This window comes from Sediminibacterium sp. (assembly GCF_019264485.1).
Classification (GTDB): domain Bacteria; phylum Bacteroidota; class Bacteroidia; order Chitinophagales; family Chitinophagaceae; genus Sediminibacterium.
On sequence record NZ_JAHVAA010000014.1, the window covers coordinates 172,523 to 188,483 of the forward strand.

Consider the following 15,961-nt stretch of genomic DNA (forward strand, 5'->3'; position numbering starts at 1 on the left):
CTATGCGGTTAAAATAGTTTTTTCAGAAAATTCATGATGGTCAGGTCATTGAACCAGATCAGAACAAACACAATCATAATCATAACCATAATCAGCAGATAATTACCTACCTGTCCGCTCTGTAACAATCTTAGCTGTCTTGATCCATAGCCAACCAGTTTACCTACTCCATTAACAGCTCCGTCAATACCGCTTTTTTCAACAATATTTTTCAGGAAAACAGATAGCAGGTGTAATGGTTTCACAATAACAGTATCATAGAGTTCATCTACATACCATTTATTTTCCAGCAGTTTTGCAATACCGCTACTTTCCGTTTGCTGTGCTTGAGTCTTTTTGAATTTTGATACAGCAAACAGTATAATACCAATGATGAGTATGGTTGATACGCCCATCATCATATATTCCTGTGTATGTGACAGATGATGTCCATGTTGAATCTTTGCAGATTCAGCAAATATGGGCGCCAGAAAATGTTCGAGACTGTGAGCATCTGATGCAAATACTTCCGGTATTCCTACAAATCCTCCCAACACAGATAATACTGCCAATACAATCAATGGAATAGTCATAGCAGAAGGACTCTCATGGAGGTGGTGCTCCTGTTCGTGTGTTCCCCTGAATGAACCAAGGAAAGTCATGGTGTATAAACGGAACATATAGAATGCAGTCATTAATGCACCCGCCATTCCAACATAATAGTATAATGGATTACTGTTGTATGCAGCCATCAGTATTTCGTCTTTTGAGAAGAAACCTGAGAATGGAGGAATGCCAGCAATAGCCAAACATGCCAACAGGAATGTTATATGTGTAATGGGCATATGTTTTTTCAATCCACCCATTTTACGAATATCCTGTTCATGATGCATAGCATGTATAACAGACCCTGCTCCAAGGAATAACAACGCTTTGAAAAATGCATGAGTCATTACATGAAATACGGCGCCGGTATAAGCACCAACACCCAGACCAAGAAACATATATCCTAACTGGCTAACCGTTGAGTAAGCCAATACTTTTTTTATGTCGTTTTGTTTCAGTGCGATCGTTGCTGCGAATATGGCTGTGGCTAATCCTACAATGGCAACCACTGTTTGCGATACAGGTGCCAGTGTGTAAAGAATATTACTTCTGGCAATCATGTAAATACCTGCTGTTACCATGGTTGCGGCATGGATCAATGCAGATACGGGTGTTGGTCCAGCCATTGCATCGGGCAGCCAGGTGTATAATGGCAGCTGGGCACTTTTACCCATGGCACCTACAAATAATAAAAGTGTGATGGCTGTAATATCCAAATCAGACAGCTTATCTATATTGGCAAATACGTCGCCATAAGAAACAGTGCCCAGTTTAAAGATCAGCCAGAATACAGCCAGCAGGAAACCAAGGTCACCAATACGGTTCATTACAAAAGCTTTCTTGGCTGCATAATTATACTGATCGTTTTTAAACCAGAAACCTATGAGAAGGTAAGAACATAGTCCAACACCTTCCCAGCCGATAAACATGATTACATAGTTGGCACCTAATACCAATAATAACATGGAGAACACGAAGAGATTGAGGTAAGCAAAATACCTTCCAAAATGTTGCTCTTCTTCTTCGTGCATGTAGGCCGCTGAATACAGGTGTATCAGGAAACCAATACCGGTGATGATCAGCAGAAATAAAGATGATAGTTGATCTACCTGAAAAGCAAAAGGAACCTGAAAGCTGTATGCTTTGATAAAAGAAAACAGGTTAACCACAGTAGCACCATGTTCTTTTACGTCAAAGAATACCAGAACGCTCACCACAAAAGATGCAAGCATTACCCCACAACCAATGATACTGATCATTGATTTTGTCATAGCTTTTCTTCCTAACCCATTGATCAGAAAACCGATCAGGGGAAAAAGTGGTACCAGATAAACAAATTTACTCATAGCCTTCATCCCGCCTAAGGCGGGACCATTTTTATCTCATTTCTGAGATGGGGTCAACAATGATTCCTTTTCAGGAATTAATTTTTTAACCGATTCAAAAAGTTAATATCTACAGAATGTACATTCCTGTACATCATTACAATAATGGCCAGCCCAACACTAACTTCAGCTGCAGCCACTACCATAATAAAAAATACAAACAACTGCCCGTCTATCCCAGCTGTTGTAGCAGGATCTGTAGCCAGTGCCACGCCATGGTGCATTTTGGAAAAAGCAACCAACAGCAGGTTCACTGCATTCAGCATCAGCTCAACACACATAAAAACAATGATGGCATTGCGGCGTGTTAATACCCCAATGATACCAATGCTGAATAATGCAAGACTCAAATAGATATAATATTGTATCGGCATATACTTAGTTTATGGTCCATGGTCAATAGTCCATGGTAATTATTCTGTTTTCTTACCATGGACTATCGACCATGGACTATTATCCTACTCTTTCTTCCCAATTACTACCGCACCTACCATTGCACTCAGGAATAATACACTGCTGATCTCAAAGGGTACCACAAAATCACTGAACAAAGCTTTACCCAGGTTTTTAATTAGTCCAATATCTCCTGTACCCATTAGGGCCGTTTTTTCCTGAAAATCGCTTGCCTGTCGAACCAGTGATACCAGTACCATCAGAAAACAGCCACCTGAAACTGCACCTGCCAGTTTCATCCAGATATGTTTATTGCGTTCTGTTTCTTTATTAAGATTCATCAGCATGATTACAAACAGGAACAGTACCATAATGGCACCAGCATATACAATAAGGTTTACAATAGCCAGAAATTGAGCGTTCAATAAAATATAATGACCTGATATAGCAAAGAATACCGCAATCAGCCATAATACACTATGAACCGGGTTTCGACTTACCAGCACCATAATGGCACTGAATACAGCAAGTGCAGAAAGAAAAAAGAATAATATTTCGGTTATACTCATTGGTGTTTTAATTAGGCTTTCATCATAAACAGCAGATCAAAAAAAACTGCAACTGATTTTTTAATTATTTCAAACCTTTGGCCTCTGCATATGCTTCAGGATTGGTTTTGGGGTTTGGTATTAACAATTCTTCTTTCCCGTATATAAATCCTTTCCTCGTATAATTAGCAGGCGCAAATGTTTCGCTTAAATAAATTGCATCTTTCGGACAGGCTTCTTCACATAAACCACAGAAAATACAACGCAGCATATTGATCTCATATTTTGCTGCATATTTTTCCTCCCGGTACAGATTCTCTTCATTGGGCATTCTTTCGGCTGCTTCCATGGTAATGGCTTCAGCAGGACAAGCTACAGCACAAAGGCCACAGGCGGTACAACGTTCACGGCCTTCCTCATCGCGATTTAATACATGTAATCCCCTGAATACAGGACTGAATGGTCGTTTCTGTTCCGGGTAACGGATCGTGGGCTGCTTTTTGAAAATATGGCTGAATGTAATGGCCATACCTTTCAGAATAGCGGGAATATAAAGCCGCTCCATGAAACTCATAGGTTTGCGACTTACTCCTTCTGCCCTGTTTGTTAATGCCTGCATATGTTATATCCCTGCGGGATTTTTAATGTTGCAAAAAATATTTTTCGACTCTATTGTTAGTGAGTGGTGAGTAGTCAGCAGTGAGTATATATTTCTTACTGACTACTCACTATTCACTACTGACCTATCCTCCTGCCCTCCACAAAATCACTGCCCCTGTTATCAGCATATTTGCCAGTGCCAATGGTATCATTGTTTTCCAGCCCAGGTTCATCAACTGATCGTAACGGAAACGCGGGATGGTCCAGCGTATCCACATGAATATGAAAATGAAAATTACAATCTTGGTAAGCAAAGCTCCTACACCCAGTATTGCTGCAATATTTGGTGCAAGTGTTGATTCATCCAGGAATGGAATATCATAACCCCCAAAATACAGACAGGCCATTACAGCACTGCTCATGATCATATTTACATATTCTGCGAACAGGTAGAACCCTAGTTTCATAGATGAGTATTCCTGGTGGTAACCAAAGTTCAACTCATTCTCTGCTTCCGGTAAATCGAATGGAGTACGATTACATTCTGCAAGTGCACACACAAAGAAAATGAGGAATCCGAGTGGCTGGTAAACGATATTCCAGAAATTACCATCTGCCATCTGTTCGCCTACAATTGTTTTCAGACTCAGTGAACCGGATAACATCAGTACTGCTATCAGTGAAAGTCCCATGGCCAGTTCATAACTGATGGCTTGCGAGGCACCACGTAATGCAGCCATGAGTGAAAATTTATTATTAGACGCCCAGCCACCAATCATAATACCATATACGCCCATGCTTACCACTCCAAATACATAGAGGATACCAATATTGATATCAGCTATCTGCAATTCAATTTTCCTGTCGAATAATTCTACATGACTACTCCAGGGAATAACTGCACAGGTCATTAATGCAGCAGTCATTGCCAGTCCCGGACCAAGAATAAATAATACTTTATTGGAGGTATTGGGAATGATTTCTTCTTTCATCATCAGCTTCAGTCCATCGGCAAATGGCTGTAACAGACCAAAAGGTCCTGCGCGGTTTGGACCCGGACGATCCTGCAATATTGCTGCTACTTTTCTTTCTGCAAAAGTGGTATACAGTGCAATACCCAGACTGCTGAAAACAATCACTGCTATCAGTACGAGTTTTTCTATCAATAAAGCCCAATCAAAAGCAAGTAGTGTCATTATAAAATGCAATTAGTCTTTGTTCTGATTAAATACCTGTGAATGAGCAGGACCATCGATAAGGCTTAACTGCACTTCAGGTTTATTCACTTCACTTACCGAATGTATATCCATCAGTAACTGAGGTTGTCTTCCATCATTCACTGCTTCAAAAGTTTCTGTAGGTACATGTGTCCCCACTTTACCGGCATAATGTCCTTGCGAAATCACTGAATGCCTGTTGATGAGTCTCGGACCTTCAATTACCCAGTCGCTTGTTTTCTTTTTCTCAAAGCGGCAGGTATTACAGATCCAGCCTGGTTTTCCATCTTCTGTATTCTCAACTTCTCCCCACTCATCTTTACGGGCTGTTACCCGAAACACTTCATCTCCCCGATTCCATAAAGTTACTTTACCACAGCAGGTTGTACAATCACGATGTGCATCTACCGGTTTAAGAAACCATACCCGGTTTTTAAAACGGAATGTTTTATCTGTTAATGCGCCTACCGGACAAACATCAATTACGTTTCCGATAAAATCGTTGTCAAGGCTTTTTTCAATGAATGTTGCAATCTCTGCATGATCACCTCTATCCAATATACCATGTTCCCTTTTCTTTGTTAACTGATCTGCTGTGAATACACAACGATAACAAAGAATACAACGGGTCATGTGTAACTGTATGTATGGACCTATATCGTGTTTTTTGAATGTTCTGCGCTGGAACTCATAACGTGTTCCTTCTTTACCATGTTCATAGCTGAGATCCTGCAAATGACATTCACCCGCCTGGTCGCAGATTGGGCAATCGAGTGGGTGATTCAACAATAAAAATTCTACCACACCAGCTCTTGCATCAATTACTTTTTCACTGGTAATATTTTTTACTTCCATTCCATCCATCACCGTGGTTCGGCACGACGCTACCAGTTTTGGCATAGGGCGTGGGTCTTTTTCAGAACCCTTGCTCACTTCTACCAGGCAGGTACGGCATTTACCTCCACTTCCTTCCAGCTTGCTGTAATAGCACATAGCAGGAGGTGCTACATCACCACCAATCTTACGTGCAGCATTCAGAATGGTAGTTCCTGCCGGCACTTCGATCGTGATGTTGTCGATCGTTACTTTAAACAATTGTTGTTCAGACATAACATTAATTCAAAAATCAAAAGTCAAAAGTCAAAAACAGTTCCGACTTCAACTATTTGGCGTTAATGATTATTGAAGCGATGATTTTTGATATTTCATCTGCTTCTTTGATCAGTTCATTTACTTTCGGTTTCGAAACATCAAGCGTGTCTCTTATCAGACACAACCAGTATTTTGTTTCATTTGCCGATTTCAATGCAATGTCAAAATATTTTTTTCAATCTCTCTTAGAGCTTCCGGCTTTCCCTTCTACAACATTTACTCCTATCGAAGTTCCACTTCTTACTAACTGATCAAATAAAGAACTATAAATCCTGTCATATTTACAATCTCCTACAAAGAAGATAACCTCTTTTGAGAAGAAATAACACCTGTGCCTGATATTATATGGTTTCTCGCCTTCATTCACTTCAAAAGCATCAAATTCATTCTCTATTTTTTGAATTTTTACTTTTGAATTTTGATTTATCCAACCGGCACATGTATCGGGTCTGCATAATGCGCCAACCCATAATTCCTTTTTTGTGATTCTTCAGGATTCAGCACATGCCATTCAAACTCATCTCTGAAATGTCTGATAGCAGCAGCTACAGGCCATGCTGCAGCATCGCCCAATGGACAAATGGTGTTCCCTTCAATCTTACGCTGAATATCCCATAACAAATCAATATCAGTCATCTTTCCTTTTCCGTATTCAATATTTTTCAGAATTTTTTCCATCCATCCTGTTCCTTCTCTGCATGGTGAACACTGTCCGCAACTTTCATGACGATAGAAACGTGCGAGTGATAATGTATGCCTCACCACACACTGGTCTTCATCCAATACAATAAACCCTCCAGAGCCCATCATAGAACCAGTGGCAAAACCACCATCTGCCAAGCTCTCATAATTCATGTAACGTGTTTCACCTTTTGCTGTTTTCAATAAAAGGTTAGCAGGTAAAATAGGAACCGATGATCCACCCGGGATACAGGCTTTTAGTTTTTTTCCATTCGGAATACCTCCGCAATATTCATCACTGTAAATAAACTCTTCTACAGAAATGGTCATATCGATCTCATATACACCTGGTTTATTGATATTACCACAGGCACTGATGAGTTTTGTTCCTGTTGAACGACCCACACCAATTTTGGCATACTCATCGCCTCCCAGATTAATGATGGGAACTACCGCAGCCAGCGTTTCCACATTATTTACCACCGTAGGTCTGTCCCAAACCCCTTTTACCGCCGGGAATGGTGGTTTAATTCTTGGGTTACCACGTTTTCCTTCCAACGATTCTATCAGGGCTGTTTCTTCTCCACAGATATATGCGCCAGCTCCTCGCTGTACATGAATATTACAATCGAAGCCTGTGCCTAAAATATTTTTCCCAAGGAACCCATTGTTCTTTGCTTCATTGATAGCTTCTTCCAAAATATCTACAATCCATGCATATTCTCCACGGATATAGATATAGGTATCATTACTTCCCAATGCAAATGAGGATACAATCAATCCTTCAATCAACAGGTGCGGAATAAATTCCATCAGGTACCTGTCTTTGAATGTACCCGGTTCGCTTTCATCAGCATTACAAACCAGGTGACGTGGCACTCCTTCAGGTTTGGCAATAAAACTCCATTTCATTCCTGCCGGGAAACCTGCACCTCCACGACCTCTCAGACCACTCTTCTTCACCTCTTCTACAATCGCTTCGGGACCCATTTCCTTCAATGCTTTCTCCACACTACGGTAACCGCCTTCTCTCCGATATACATCGAAATAGCGGATACCTTCTACATGCGCCTTTTCTAACAATAATTTTTTACTCATATACCTGCATTCCCTTTCAGGAGTTTTGTATTTGATATAACTACTCAGGATAATTTAACAGCCTGTCTCGCTACCAATATCCATTGTTTATTTTTCTTGATCCATGTCTGCAATACATTCAAATGCAATATGCCTTCTTTACCGGCTGCATCAAATGATCTTGCTTTTAATACATGTCGAACAATTGCTGTTTTTCCATCCACCGTAATTGAAACATCACTCATTCCAAACTCTTTGTATGTAGTTGGACTTACCATGGCGTTATGCACCATTTCTGTTTTGTTTTCAATTTTCCCGCTGGAATGACCATATGTTACGCGCTCGCCTACTATTTGCAATAAGACAGCACTGTCTCTGTTTTCAAAAATGGCGCTGTTTAATGCTTTTATATTGTTCAGTATTTTCTTTTCTGCTTTGCCTTGTGCAATTGCAGTAAGTGAAAACAGGGTGAATAATATGACGAATCCTTTTTTCATTACTGTTTCTTCAATTCATATTTATCTGCCAATGCTCCACTGATCTTTTTGCCACTCATATCCAACTGCACTAATTTTCCTTCTGCCACAAAATACCTGTTGGGGCCTTCTTTTATACTTCCCAGATTGATCACAAATTCACTTACCCAGATCCATGTACCCGTTGCAGTAAATGTGTTGTCTTTTTTACCCAGGTATTTCATTTCACGGCTATAAGAACTGTCTGCTTTTAATTCAATGGTTGTTTCTATTCCTTCGCAATCTGCACAGGGTAAAACACCTTTGTATTTTCCAATTACATCCAGAGAGTTTTTGGCAGTTGCTCCCATTTCAATTACAGCAGGATAACTTGAATCCGGCCCTATCGCTTCCATATTTGTATCGCTGACTGTTACTTCTGTAACACCAGTAACAGATTCATTCTCGCAAGCGATTGCAAACATAGAGCCAGCAATAAGAAGATATGATACTGCCTTCTTCATTCTTAATTCAGATTAGCTGCTGTTTTTCTACATTCATCAATAATGGCATCCACTTTTTCTTTGGTCAGGTGTTCACGATAATGTTTACCTAACTGCATCATGGGTGCATATCCACAAGCTCCCAAACATTCTACTGTTTTCAATGTAAACATGCCATCCTGCGTTGTTTCACCGGGTTTTATACCCAGTTTCTCTCCGATATAAGCAATGATATCATCACTTCCACGCAGCATACATGGACCTGTCTGGCAAACTTCAAACATGTATTTGCCTACAGGTTTGAGGTTATACATACTATAGAAGGTAGCTACTTCATATACTTCAATTGGAGCTATCTGCAGCAGTTCGGCTACATAATCCATTGTTTCAGCACTTAACCAACCTCCAAAACTATCCTGTGCCAGATGTAATACCGGCAATAATGCACTCTTCTGCTTTCCGTCTGGATAACGTGCCACCAGTCTTTTAAACTCGGTCATCTGTTCTTCTGAAAATCTTACCATACAAATCAATTTGGAAATTTGGAAATTTGGAAATTTGGAAATGTAGTTTTATTAGCACATTTTCAAATCTCCAAATTTCCTCCAAAGGAGTCCTTCGGACAAATTATTATGCGTCTAGCTCTCCTGCTATCAGGTTTAAGCTACTCATTGTTACAATTGCATCACTTAACATGCCGCCCTGTATCAGTTCGGGGTAGGCCTGGTAATAAATGAAACAGGGTCTTCTGAAATGCAGGCGGAACGGTGTACGTCCTCCATCGCTGATCAGGTAAAACCCTAATTCGCCATTGCCACCTTCTACTGCCTGGTACACTTCTCCTTTGGGCATTTCTACTTCTCCCATAATAATCTTGAAGTGCCAGATCAATGCTTCCATCTTGGTATACACATCTTCTTTCTTTGGCAGATAATATTCAGGTACATCGGCATGGTATACTTCCGCATCAGCGCCTTTGAATTCTTGAATTTTCTGGTATGCCTGTTCTATGATGCTCAGACTTTGCCACATTTCTGCATTACGCACCAGAAAACGGTCGTAGTTATCGCCAGTGGTACCAACAGGAACTGTGAAGTTGAAATCCTGGTAACTGCTGTAAGGACTATGAACACGTACATCATAATCAACACCGGCTGCACGAAGATTGGGGCCGGTAAAACCATAATTCAATGCACGTTCTGCACTGATACCACCGGTACCTTGTGTACGTTCCATAAAAATGCGGTTCCTTGTAAAGAGGTTTTCAAACTCTTTCAGCACTTTCGGATATTCTTTCAGGAATTTCTCGAGTTTCGTAAACGCTGTATTTGTGAAATTCCTTTCAAAACCGCCAATACGCCCAATATTAGTAGTAAGGCGGGACCCACATACTTCTTCATATATTTCATAGATTAATTCACGGTATTGCATTACATACAGGAAGCCGGTATAAGCTCCCGTATCTACACCTACAATTGAATTACAGATCAGGTGATCTGAAATCCTTGCCAGCTCCATAATAATCACACGCAGGTAGTCTACACGTTTTGGTGTGCTTACTCCCAATAGTTTTTCACAGGTAAGGTGCCATCCCATATTGTTGATGGGACTGCTGCAGTAGTTCAGTCGGTCAGTAATCGGCGTAATCTGATAAAGGGGTCTGCGCTCAGCCAGTTTCTCAAATGCACGATGAATATATCCTACTGTTTGCTCAGTTGATACCACCCTTTCTCCATCCAGTTCCATGATATTCTGAAACACACCGTGTGTTGCAGGGTGTGTTGGTCCTACGTTTAACGTAGTGGTCTCTTTTTCAATGGAGCCTTCAGGTAATTTAATGTTATGTTGTTGTTGCGCTAACATGTTTACTTTATTGATCAGCTATTGAGCTGAATAATTCGTTTTATTATAGTGAGCAGTGAGTAGTCAGTAGTGAGTATTACTGACTGCTCACTAATATTATCCCCTTCCAAACATTTCATCATCCTTATCAATTCTCGTCTGGTCTTCTAATGGATATTCTTTTCTTAAAGGGAAATAGTCCATTTCATCCACATTTAAAATACGCTTGAGGTTGGGATGCCCAACAAAATTTACACCATAGAAATCATAAGACTCTCGCTCCATCCAGTTGGCACTGGAGAAGAGTTGTGAGGCTGTAAATACATCAGGTGTTTCTACTGCCGTAAAGACTTTAAAGCGAATCCTGATATTCTCTGTAAGATTATGCAGGTGATATACCACTGCGAGTTCTCTGCCGGCATCATCCGGATAATTTACAGCACACAAATCGGTGAGAAAACGAAACTGAAGTGATTCTTCGTCGTATAGAAACTGCAGCACTTTCAGGTTCTGGTCTTTGGGCGCCTCAAAACTCAGCATGCCATAAGTTTCCTCAAAGTTGTATACCAGTTCTCCGAACTTCTCTTTCAGTTTTTGTTGTATGTATTCGTTGGTTAAAGCCATTGTTATTTTTTTGGTCATAGACCATGGTCCATGGACTATGGTCTATTTACTGAATGCCGTAGCTGTTCAGCAATGCTTTATAATGTTCACTGTTTCTTCTTCTGATACTTTCCTGTCCTACCAGGTCCTGGATTTTCATAAACCCATCAAGGATGGCTTCGGGGCGTGGCGGGCATCCAGGCACATATACATCTACCGGTATTACCTGATCGATACCCTGCAAAACGCTATAAGTATCAAAAATACCACCACTTGATGCACAGGCGCCAACTGCAATTACCCAGCGGGGTTCTGCCATTTGCAGGTATACCTGGCGTAATACAGGGCCCATTTTTTTGGCGATGGTTCCCATTACCATCAGCAGATCGCACTGTCGGGGAGAAAAACCCACTCGCTCAGAGCCAAAACGGGCCAAATCGTAATGCGATCCCATGGTGGCCATGAATTCAATACCACAACAGGATGTAGCAAAAGGTAAGGGCCAGAGAGAATTTTTACGGGCCAGGCCTACTACACTACTCAATTTTGTGGTAAAAAACCCTTCTCCTGAAAAGCCTTCCGGTGCCTTCACCGTTGAAATGGCATCAGCCGTATTGGCAGGTATGGGGTTGATATTAAATCTAACTGGACGTGCCATATTCTTTCTATTGGTTAATGGTTACTATATAACCATTTAAACTTTTTCTTGTTGCAAAAAACCTGCGAATTGTATTCACAGGAATATTAATCTTCCCATTTAAGGGCGCCTTTTTTGATAATATACACAAAACCTGTCAGGAAAAAGGATACAAACATCAATACTGCCCAAAATCCTTCCCAACCCAGTTCCCTGAAATTAACAGCATACGGATAGAAGAAAATCACTTCCACATCGAATAAAACAAACAGAATAGCGACCAGAAAGTATTTGATGGCCATTGGTTGGCGGGCATCGCCATGACTTTCGATACCACTGGCAAAGGTTTCCAGTTTATCTGATGTTTTTCTTTTGGGTCCCAGCCATTGAGAAACGGCGATCATGGTGGCCACAAAACCGGCTGCAAAAATCAACTGCAAACCGATGGGCAGATAACCATAGGCATTACTGGTAGCGGAGGCATCTAACAAAAAAGTAAGCCAGTTCATGTTAAAACATTAATGTCCCGCAAAAATAAGCCTGTGAAGCATATAAAAAGAAAAACTCCCCCATATTGGAGGAGTTTTTACCGAATTATTTTTAAAGATTACTACCGGCTCCCGAAGTCCCCGATGAAGAGCTTGTATTTCCGGTGGTTTTACCTCCTGATCCTTGCTGTTTTTGCGCTGCAGCTATTTCCTTCTCAACAATAGGTTTTACCTGCAAACCATATTTATCTTCCGGATAAATAGACAGGAGTGAGTTTAACACTTCCAGGGTTTTGGTGAAATCTTTGGCTTTATCATGGTAATAAGAAGCCAGGTAATAGAACTGAAAAGGCAAAATTCGCTGATTCTTGGCTGGATCTTTCTTTAAGAAATCAATATACTGCATGATGGAAGGCACTGCTGTACCTTTTGTAGTATCTGAATCTATTGCTACTGCAGACTGTACCGCAAATCTGTATCCATAAATCTGATCAGGGAATTTCTGGATCATTTCATTGCTTAAACGTAAAGCTTCGTCTAATTCGCCTGCTTTAATAGAAGCATCTGTTATGTAGAAATAATCTGTGATACCCATTTCCTTTTTGAAGCTTACCCCTTTTTTCAGCCATACAAGCTGTTTTTGAGGGTTTTTGGCTTTTGCATACATATCAGAAGCCATCTTAGCATAATTCACCCTGCTGGCAGCCAATGTATCCAGTTGCATTGCTTTTTCAATATAACCTGCCGCTACATCTTCACTACCGGGAAAACGTGAGTATATTTTGATGGCCAATCCATAGTATTCAGATGTAAGAGAAGCAGCATCGGCAGTTGCAAAGAATTTTTCAATGGATTCTTTTGCCTTTAAAGAGTCATTTGTTCTGTCGTAGTTATAAGCATAAATACCATATAGTTTAGGCATTTTGTCGATACCACCTACTTCAGCCTCAATCTGTTTTACTTTTTCCAGACTCTCATTGTATTTACCCGCACGGAACAGGTAATCGGCCACAAACAAATCGGTATTAGGATCCTTATCTGCATTGGCTACATATTTATCAAGGTATTCTTTTGCTTTAGGCACATCCTTATCTGCATAATAATTGTATAAGTTATAATACACCGGGGGATAAGTAGGGTCTGCAGCTATTGCATTACCATAAAACTGATCGAATAATTCTTTATTATTCTGACTCTGGTAAATTCTTCCGATTCTGAACATGGCTCTCGCATTCTTTGGATCACGTACGATAGCTTCCTGATAAGCTTTTACAGCCTCACCACCATTTTCACCACCCATTTTAAGGTAACTGATACCCATTGTAATGTAGATATCAGGATTGGTTAAATCAAGTGCAGCAGCCTGCTTCAGTTTTTCAATACCATAAACGGGATCACCGAGTTTGCTACCGCCATCAGCGTTCGCACGTCCAATGGCATTAAGAATACCGGGATTACCCTTTCCTTTATTACGGCCTCTGGTTTCTGTGGTTGCAGTAATGGCCTGTTCAAATTTCTGTTTGGCTGAATTGATATCGCCACCTTCCAGTATTTCGAGGTGACCCATACCTACTAACAACCATGCATCGCTGCCAATTTCCTGTAAACCCTTCTGGTATACATCTTTAGCTGAAGTAATCATGGCTTTGGTAAGTTCACCTGCCTCAGCGGCAATCAGCGACTGACCGTACCAATAGATCGCCTGTGGATCTTTCGGATTGGCATCATAAGCCTTTTTCAAAGTTTCACGGGCGCTCTTATACTTCTCGTAGTTGAGGAACTTGATTCCCTCCGCTACCTGCGCCATCAAACACTGTACAGCAAGCAAGGCTGTTACGATCAAAGAAACGGTCTTCTTCATTTGTCGGTTTTTATAGTTGTTCTGTTAATCTGCGTCTTTTATACTTCCGGATCTTTTCCCGAATCCCATTTTAGCGGGAACCAGAAACGCTCTCCGGAAAATCAACTGTCCTCTTTCCAGACTCATGAAATTCATAAAGCCTGTTCCGAGACCGGTTGCATTCTCTTTCAATATATAATACAATGGACGTGCCAAAGGGTACTGTCCATATGAAATAGTTGCCTGTGAAGGCTTTGCGAATATATCTTTTTCCTCACATTTAACACATTCTACCAATCCCAGACTGATTTTTTTCAGGTATGCCAACTGAACCGGATCATAACTGTCGGCAATCCAGCTGATTCCCACAAAACCCACTACATTTTTTCTGGAAGCAACCACATCCAGTACATTCTGGCTATTTTCAGCAGCCACAACATTGTTGCCAAAATTTCCTCCTCTCAGGATACTGTCTTTTAAATAGCGCACCGTACTGGTTGCTTTATTTCCATCCATTACAGCAGTAATCTTGTCCTTACCACTCAGGATATTGCGAAGTTTGCTCAGGGTGAAAATACTATCAGGTGATTGCCTGTTTACAATAACGGCTACCGCATCATACGCAAGTACACCATATTGCGGGGAATATGACAACTGATTCTCAAAGAACGATGCTTCTTCTTTCGTTAATCCTCGGGCCACAATGACCATTCGGGTACTGTCTTTTTGCAAATCCCTGAAACAATCCGATTCCGGTTTGTAGGAAACGTTGATCTGGGTTTCGGGAAAAGAAGATTTATGTACCCTTATCTGCTCTTCAATAACCGGTTTAAAACTCTCATCCACACTTATATTAATCGTTCCCCTGGTTGGTGTATCCGTTTCAGTCTTAACATTACCTGAACTGTTACAGGACAATAACCACAAGAACAGAAAAAACGATCCTATTGTATAAAAAAATCCTTTTCGCATCTTAATAATCCCGCTTAATTCCCCTGTACAACCTGTAGCCACCATACAATACAGATACCGATCCCATCAGGTACCTGTACATCGGATCTACCAGCATTAACTGTTCGATCTTTAACTGTTCAGCAAGCAACAAAATAAAAGCCATACCCAGAATGAAAACGGCCATAGAGAGGTCATAAATCATTCTCATCATCCTGTAACTCTTCTTTTGTTTCTCTCTGAAATCCTGTTCCATATGGCCTTTTTTGTACCCGGGGTGGGCAATTTAGTTAATAATTTTATTTAGTCGTTGAAATCAAGTGTTCATTTTACAATAAAATATTCCTGATTTAATAGTAAGATGCACCCATTATATCTTTCCATAATGCCCAATGTTAAACTCACTAATAGCCGTTAGTAAGAATTATAGTTTTTTTTATCATGCGTAAACCGTGGAGGTCGTTTACAGATTCCCTCCAATCGCATTCTGCCGACTGAACATTATCTTTGCCGCCATGAAAGTATTGATGGTCTGTCTGGGTAATATTTGCCGAAGTCCGCTTGCAGAAGGTATTTTACAACATAAGACCTTTCTGGCCGGACTTAACTGGAAGATAGACAGTGCGGGTACAGGTAATTATCATATTGGTGAAGCACCACATATACTTTCTCAGAAAGTAGCCAGGTTAAATGGGATCGACATCAGCCAGCAACGCTGCCGACAATTCAGGGCATCTGATATGGAAGATTTTGATCTGATTTATGTAATGGATCATGATAATTATAAGGAAGTAAAAAGGATGAGTGGGCCAATATGGGATGAAACAAAAACCATGTTAATACTAGATGAAATGGAAGCTGTGGATAATGCAGTACCAGACCCCTGGTATGGTACTGAAAAAGATTACCACCATGTTTTCGGACTTTTATCGGCAGCCTGTGACAGGATCATTGAAAAATACGGTTCAATTAAATAAAAAACGACTCTGCTTATAACCTCTGTT

18 protein-coding genes and 1 pseudogene are annotated in these 15,961 nt (G+C 40.6%); 1 reads left to right on the top strand and 18 read right to left on the bottom strand.

The features are described from left to right. Positions 1-8: 8 nt before the first annotated feature. The 18 genes and pseudogenes from nuoL to KXJ59_RS12255 all read right to left on the bottom strand — a co-directional run bounded on the left by nuoL (position 9) and on the right by KXJ59_RS12255 (position 15,213). A complete protein-coding gene (gene nuoL / locus KXJ59_RS12175) occupies positions 9-1,931 on the bottom strand; it encodes an NADH-quinone oxidoreductase subunit L (protein WP_295204962.1) in 1,923 nt (640 codons plus the stop codon). A gap of 77 nt (positions 1,932-2,008) precedes the next feature. Further along, entirely contained in the window at positions 2,009-2,344 is a 336-nt protein-coding gene (gene nuoK, locus KXJ59_RS12180; RefSeq protein WP_295204964.1) for an NADH-quinone oxidoreductase subunit NuoK, read from the bottom strand. 84 nt (positions 2,345-2,428) lie between these two features. Continuing rightward, positions 2,429-2,932, bottom strand: a complete 504-nt coding sequence (locus KXJ59_RS12185; protein WP_295204966.1) for an NADH-quinone oxidoreductase subunit J — start codon at positions 2,930-2,932, stop codon at positions 2,429-2,431. A gap of 64 nt (positions 2,933-2,996) precedes the next feature. After that, positions 2,997-3,530 carry an NADH-quinone oxidoreductase subunit NuoI gene (nuoI, locus tag KXJ59_RS12190; RefSeq protein ID WP_295204968.1) on the bottom strand — a complete coding sequence of 178 codons (534 nt, stop codon included), beginning with the start codon at positions 3,528-3,530 and terminating at the stop codon, positions 2,997-2,999. Between the two features lie 124 nt (positions 3,531-3,654). Next, the gene (gene nuoH, locus KXJ59_RS12195) at positions 3,655-4,707 is read right to left on the bottom strand and encodes an NADH-quinone oxidoreductase subunit NuoH (protein ID WP_295204970.1); all 1,053 of its coding nucleotides are present in this window, start codon (positions 4,705-4,707) and stop codon (positions 3,655-3,657) included. 12 nt (positions 4,708-4,719) lie between these two features. Beyond that, on the bottom strand, positions 4,720-5,838 hold the full coding sequence (locus KXJ59_RS12200) for a 2Fe-2S iron-sulfur cluster-binding protein (protein WP_295204972.1): 1,119 nt from the start codon (positions 5,836-5,838) through the stop codon (positions 4,720-4,722). Positions 5,839-5,890: 52 nt separating this feature from the next. Then, positions 5,891-6,247, bottom strand: a pseudogene (locus KXJ59_RS16025) (four helix bundle protein). A 56-nt stretch (positions 6,248-6,303) separates the two neighbouring features. Next, positions 6,304-7,659: an NADH-quinone oxidoreductase subunit NuoF gene (gene nuoF / locus KXJ59_RS12205; protein WP_295204974.1), complete on the bottom strand. Its 1,356-nt coding sequence runs from the start codon at positions 7,657-7,659 to the stop codon at positions 6,304-6,306. Positions 7,660-7,703: 44 nt separating this feature from the next. Continuing rightward, complete coding sequence (locus KXJ59_RS12210) at positions 7,704-8,135, bottom strand: nuclear transport factor 2 family protein (protein ID WP_295204976.1); 432 nt, start codon at positions 8,133-8,135, stop codon at positions 7,704-7,706. Beyond that, positions 8,135-8,617, bottom strand: a complete 483-nt coding sequence (locus KXJ59_RS12215; RefSeq protein ID WP_295204978.1) for a copper resistance protein NlpE — start codon at positions 8,615-8,617, stop codon at positions 8,135-8,137. Before KXJ59_RS12215 ends, KXJ59_RS12210 begins: the two co-directional genes overlap by 1 nt. A gap of 2 nt (positions 8,618-8,619) precedes the next feature. Beyond that, on the bottom strand, positions 8,620-9,120 hold the full coding sequence (locus KXJ59_RS12220) for an NAD(P)H-dependent oxidoreductase subunit E (protein ID WP_295204980.1): 501 nt from the start codon (positions 9,118-9,120) through the stop codon (positions 8,620-8,622). 106 nt (positions 9,121-9,226) lie between these two features. After that, the gene (locus tag KXJ59_RS12225) at positions 9,227-10,459 is read right to left on the bottom strand and encodes an NADH-quinone oxidoreductase subunit D (RefSeq protein ID WP_295204982.1); all 1,233 of its coding nucleotides are present in this window, start codon (positions 10,457-10,459) and stop codon (positions 9,227-9,229) included. Between the two features lie 96 nt (positions 10,460-10,555). Then, the gene (locus KXJ59_RS12230) at positions 10,556-11,062 is read right to left on the bottom strand and encodes an NADH-quinone oxidoreductase subunit C (protein ID WP_295204984.1); all 507 of its coding nucleotides are present in this window, start codon (positions 11,060-11,062) and stop codon (positions 10,556-10,558) included. Between the two features lie 46 nt (positions 11,063-11,108). Next, on the bottom strand, positions 11,109-11,699 hold the full coding sequence (locus tag KXJ59_RS12235; RefSeq protein WP_295204986.1) for an NADH-quinone oxidoreductase subunit B: 591 nt from the start codon (positions 11,697-11,699) through the stop codon (positions 11,109-11,111). Between the two features lie 86 nt (positions 11,700-11,785). After that, positions 11,786-12,187 (bottom strand): NADH-quinone oxidoreductase subunit A, encoded by a 402-nt coding sequence (locus KXJ59_RS12240; protein ID WP_295204988.1) that lies wholly within the window; start codon positions 12,185-12,187, stop codon positions 11,786-11,788. A 91-nt stretch (positions 12,188-12,278) separates the two neighbouring features. Then, on the bottom strand, positions 12,279-14,027 hold the full coding sequence (locus KXJ59_RS12245) for a tetratricopeptide repeat protein (protein ID WP_295204990.1): 1,749 nt from the start codon (positions 14,025-14,027) through the stop codon (positions 12,279-12,281). A 24-nt stretch (positions 14,028-14,051) separates the two neighbouring features. Next, complete coding sequence (locus KXJ59_RS12250) at positions 14,052-14,978, bottom strand: substrate-binding domain-containing protein (RefSeq protein ID WP_295204992.1); 927 nt, start codon at positions 14,976-14,978, stop codon at positions 14,052-14,054. A gap of 1 nt (position 14,979) precedes the next feature. After that, the gene (locus KXJ59_RS12255) at positions 14,980-15,213 is read right to left on the bottom strand and encodes a hypothetical protein (RefSeq protein WP_295204993.1); all 234 of its coding nucleotides are present in this window, start codon (positions 15,211-15,213) and stop codon (positions 14,980-14,982) included. Positions 15,214-15,472: 259 nt separating this feature from the next. Here KXJ59_RS12255 and KXJ59_RS12260 point away from each other — a divergent pair, with 259 nt between their 5' ends. After that, a complete protein-coding gene (locus KXJ59_RS12260; protein ID WP_295204995.1) occupies positions 15,473-15,934 on the top strand; it encodes a low molecular weight protein-tyrosine-phosphatase in 462 nt (153 codons plus the stop codon). The last annotated feature ends 27 nt before the right edge of the window (positions 15,935-15,961 follow it).

Excerpts from the sequence above, each read along its gene's own strand:
- KXJ59_RS12210 (WP_295204976.1), bottom strand. The coding sequence starts at position 8,135 with ATGAAAAAAGGATTCGTCATATTATTCACCCTGTTTTCACTTACTGCA.
- KXJ59_RS12200 (WP_295204972.1), bottom strand. The coding sequence starts at position 5,838 with ATGTCTGAACAACAATTGTTTAAAGTAACGATCGACAACATCACGATC.
- KXJ59_RS12240 (WP_295204988.1), bottom strand. The coding sequence starts at position 12,187 with ATGAACTGGCTTACTTTTTTGTTAGATGCCTCCGCTACCAGTAATGCC.
- KXJ59_RS12255 (WP_295204993.1), bottom strand. The coding sequence starts at position 15,213 with ATGGAACAGGATTTCAGAGAGAAACAAAAGAAGAGTTACAGGATGATG.
- KXJ59_RS12230 (WP_295204984.1), bottom strand. The coding sequence starts at position 11,062 with ATGGCTTTAACCAACGAATACATACAACAAAAACTGAAAGAGAAGTTC.
- KXJ59_RS12215 (WP_295204978.1), bottom strand. The coding sequence starts at position 8,617 with ATGAAGAAGGCAGTATCATATCTTCTTATTGCTGGCTCTATGTTTGCA.
- nuoF (WP_295204974.1), bottom strand. The coding sequence starts at position 7,659 with ATGAGTAAAAAATTATTGTTAGAAAAGGCGCATGTAGAAGGTATCCGC.
- KXJ59_RS12235 (WP_295204986.1), bottom strand. The coding sequence starts at position 11,699 with ATGGCACGTCCAGTTAGATTTAATATCAACCCCATACCTGCCAATACG.
- KXJ59_RS12245 (WP_295204990.1), bottom strand. The coding sequence starts at position 14,027 with ATGAAGAAGACCGTTTCTTTGATCGTAACAGCCTTGCTTGCTGTACAG.
- nuoH (WP_295204970.1), bottom strand. The coding sequence starts at position 4,707 with ATGACACTACTTGCTTTTGATTGGGCTTTATTGATAGAAAAACTCGTA.
- KXJ59_RS12220 (WP_295204980.1), bottom strand. The coding sequence starts at position 9,120 with ATGGTAAGATTTTCAGAAGAACAGATGACCGAGTTTAAAAGACTGGTG.
- KXJ59_RS12185 (WP_295204966.1), bottom strand. The coding sequence starts at position 2,932 with ATGAGTATAACCGAAATATTATTCTTTTTTCTTTCTGCACTTGCTGTA.
- nuoK (WP_295204964.1), bottom strand. The coding sequence starts at position 2,344 with ATGCCGATACAATATTATATCTATTTGAGTCTTGCATTATTCAGCATT.
- KXJ59_RS12260 (WP_295204995.1), top strand. The coding sequence starts at position 15,473 with ATGAAAGTATTGATGGTCTGTCTGGGTAATATTTGCCGAAGTCCGCTT.
- nuoL (WP_295204962.1), bottom strand. The coding sequence starts at position 1,931 with ATGAGTAAATTTGTTTATCTGGTACCACTTTTTCCCCTGATCGGTTTT.
- nuoI (WP_295204968.1), bottom strand. The coding sequence starts at position 3,530 with ATGCAGGCATTAACAAACAGGGCAGAAGGAGTAAGTCGCAAACCTATG.
- KXJ59_RS12250 (WP_295204992.1), bottom strand. The coding sequence starts at position 14,978 with ATGCGAAAAGGATTTTTTTATACAATAGGATCGTTTTTTCTGTTCTTG.
- KXJ59_RS12225 (WP_295204982.1), bottom strand. The coding sequence starts at position 10,459 with ATGTTAGCGCAACAACAACATAACATTAAATTACCTGAAGGCTCCATT.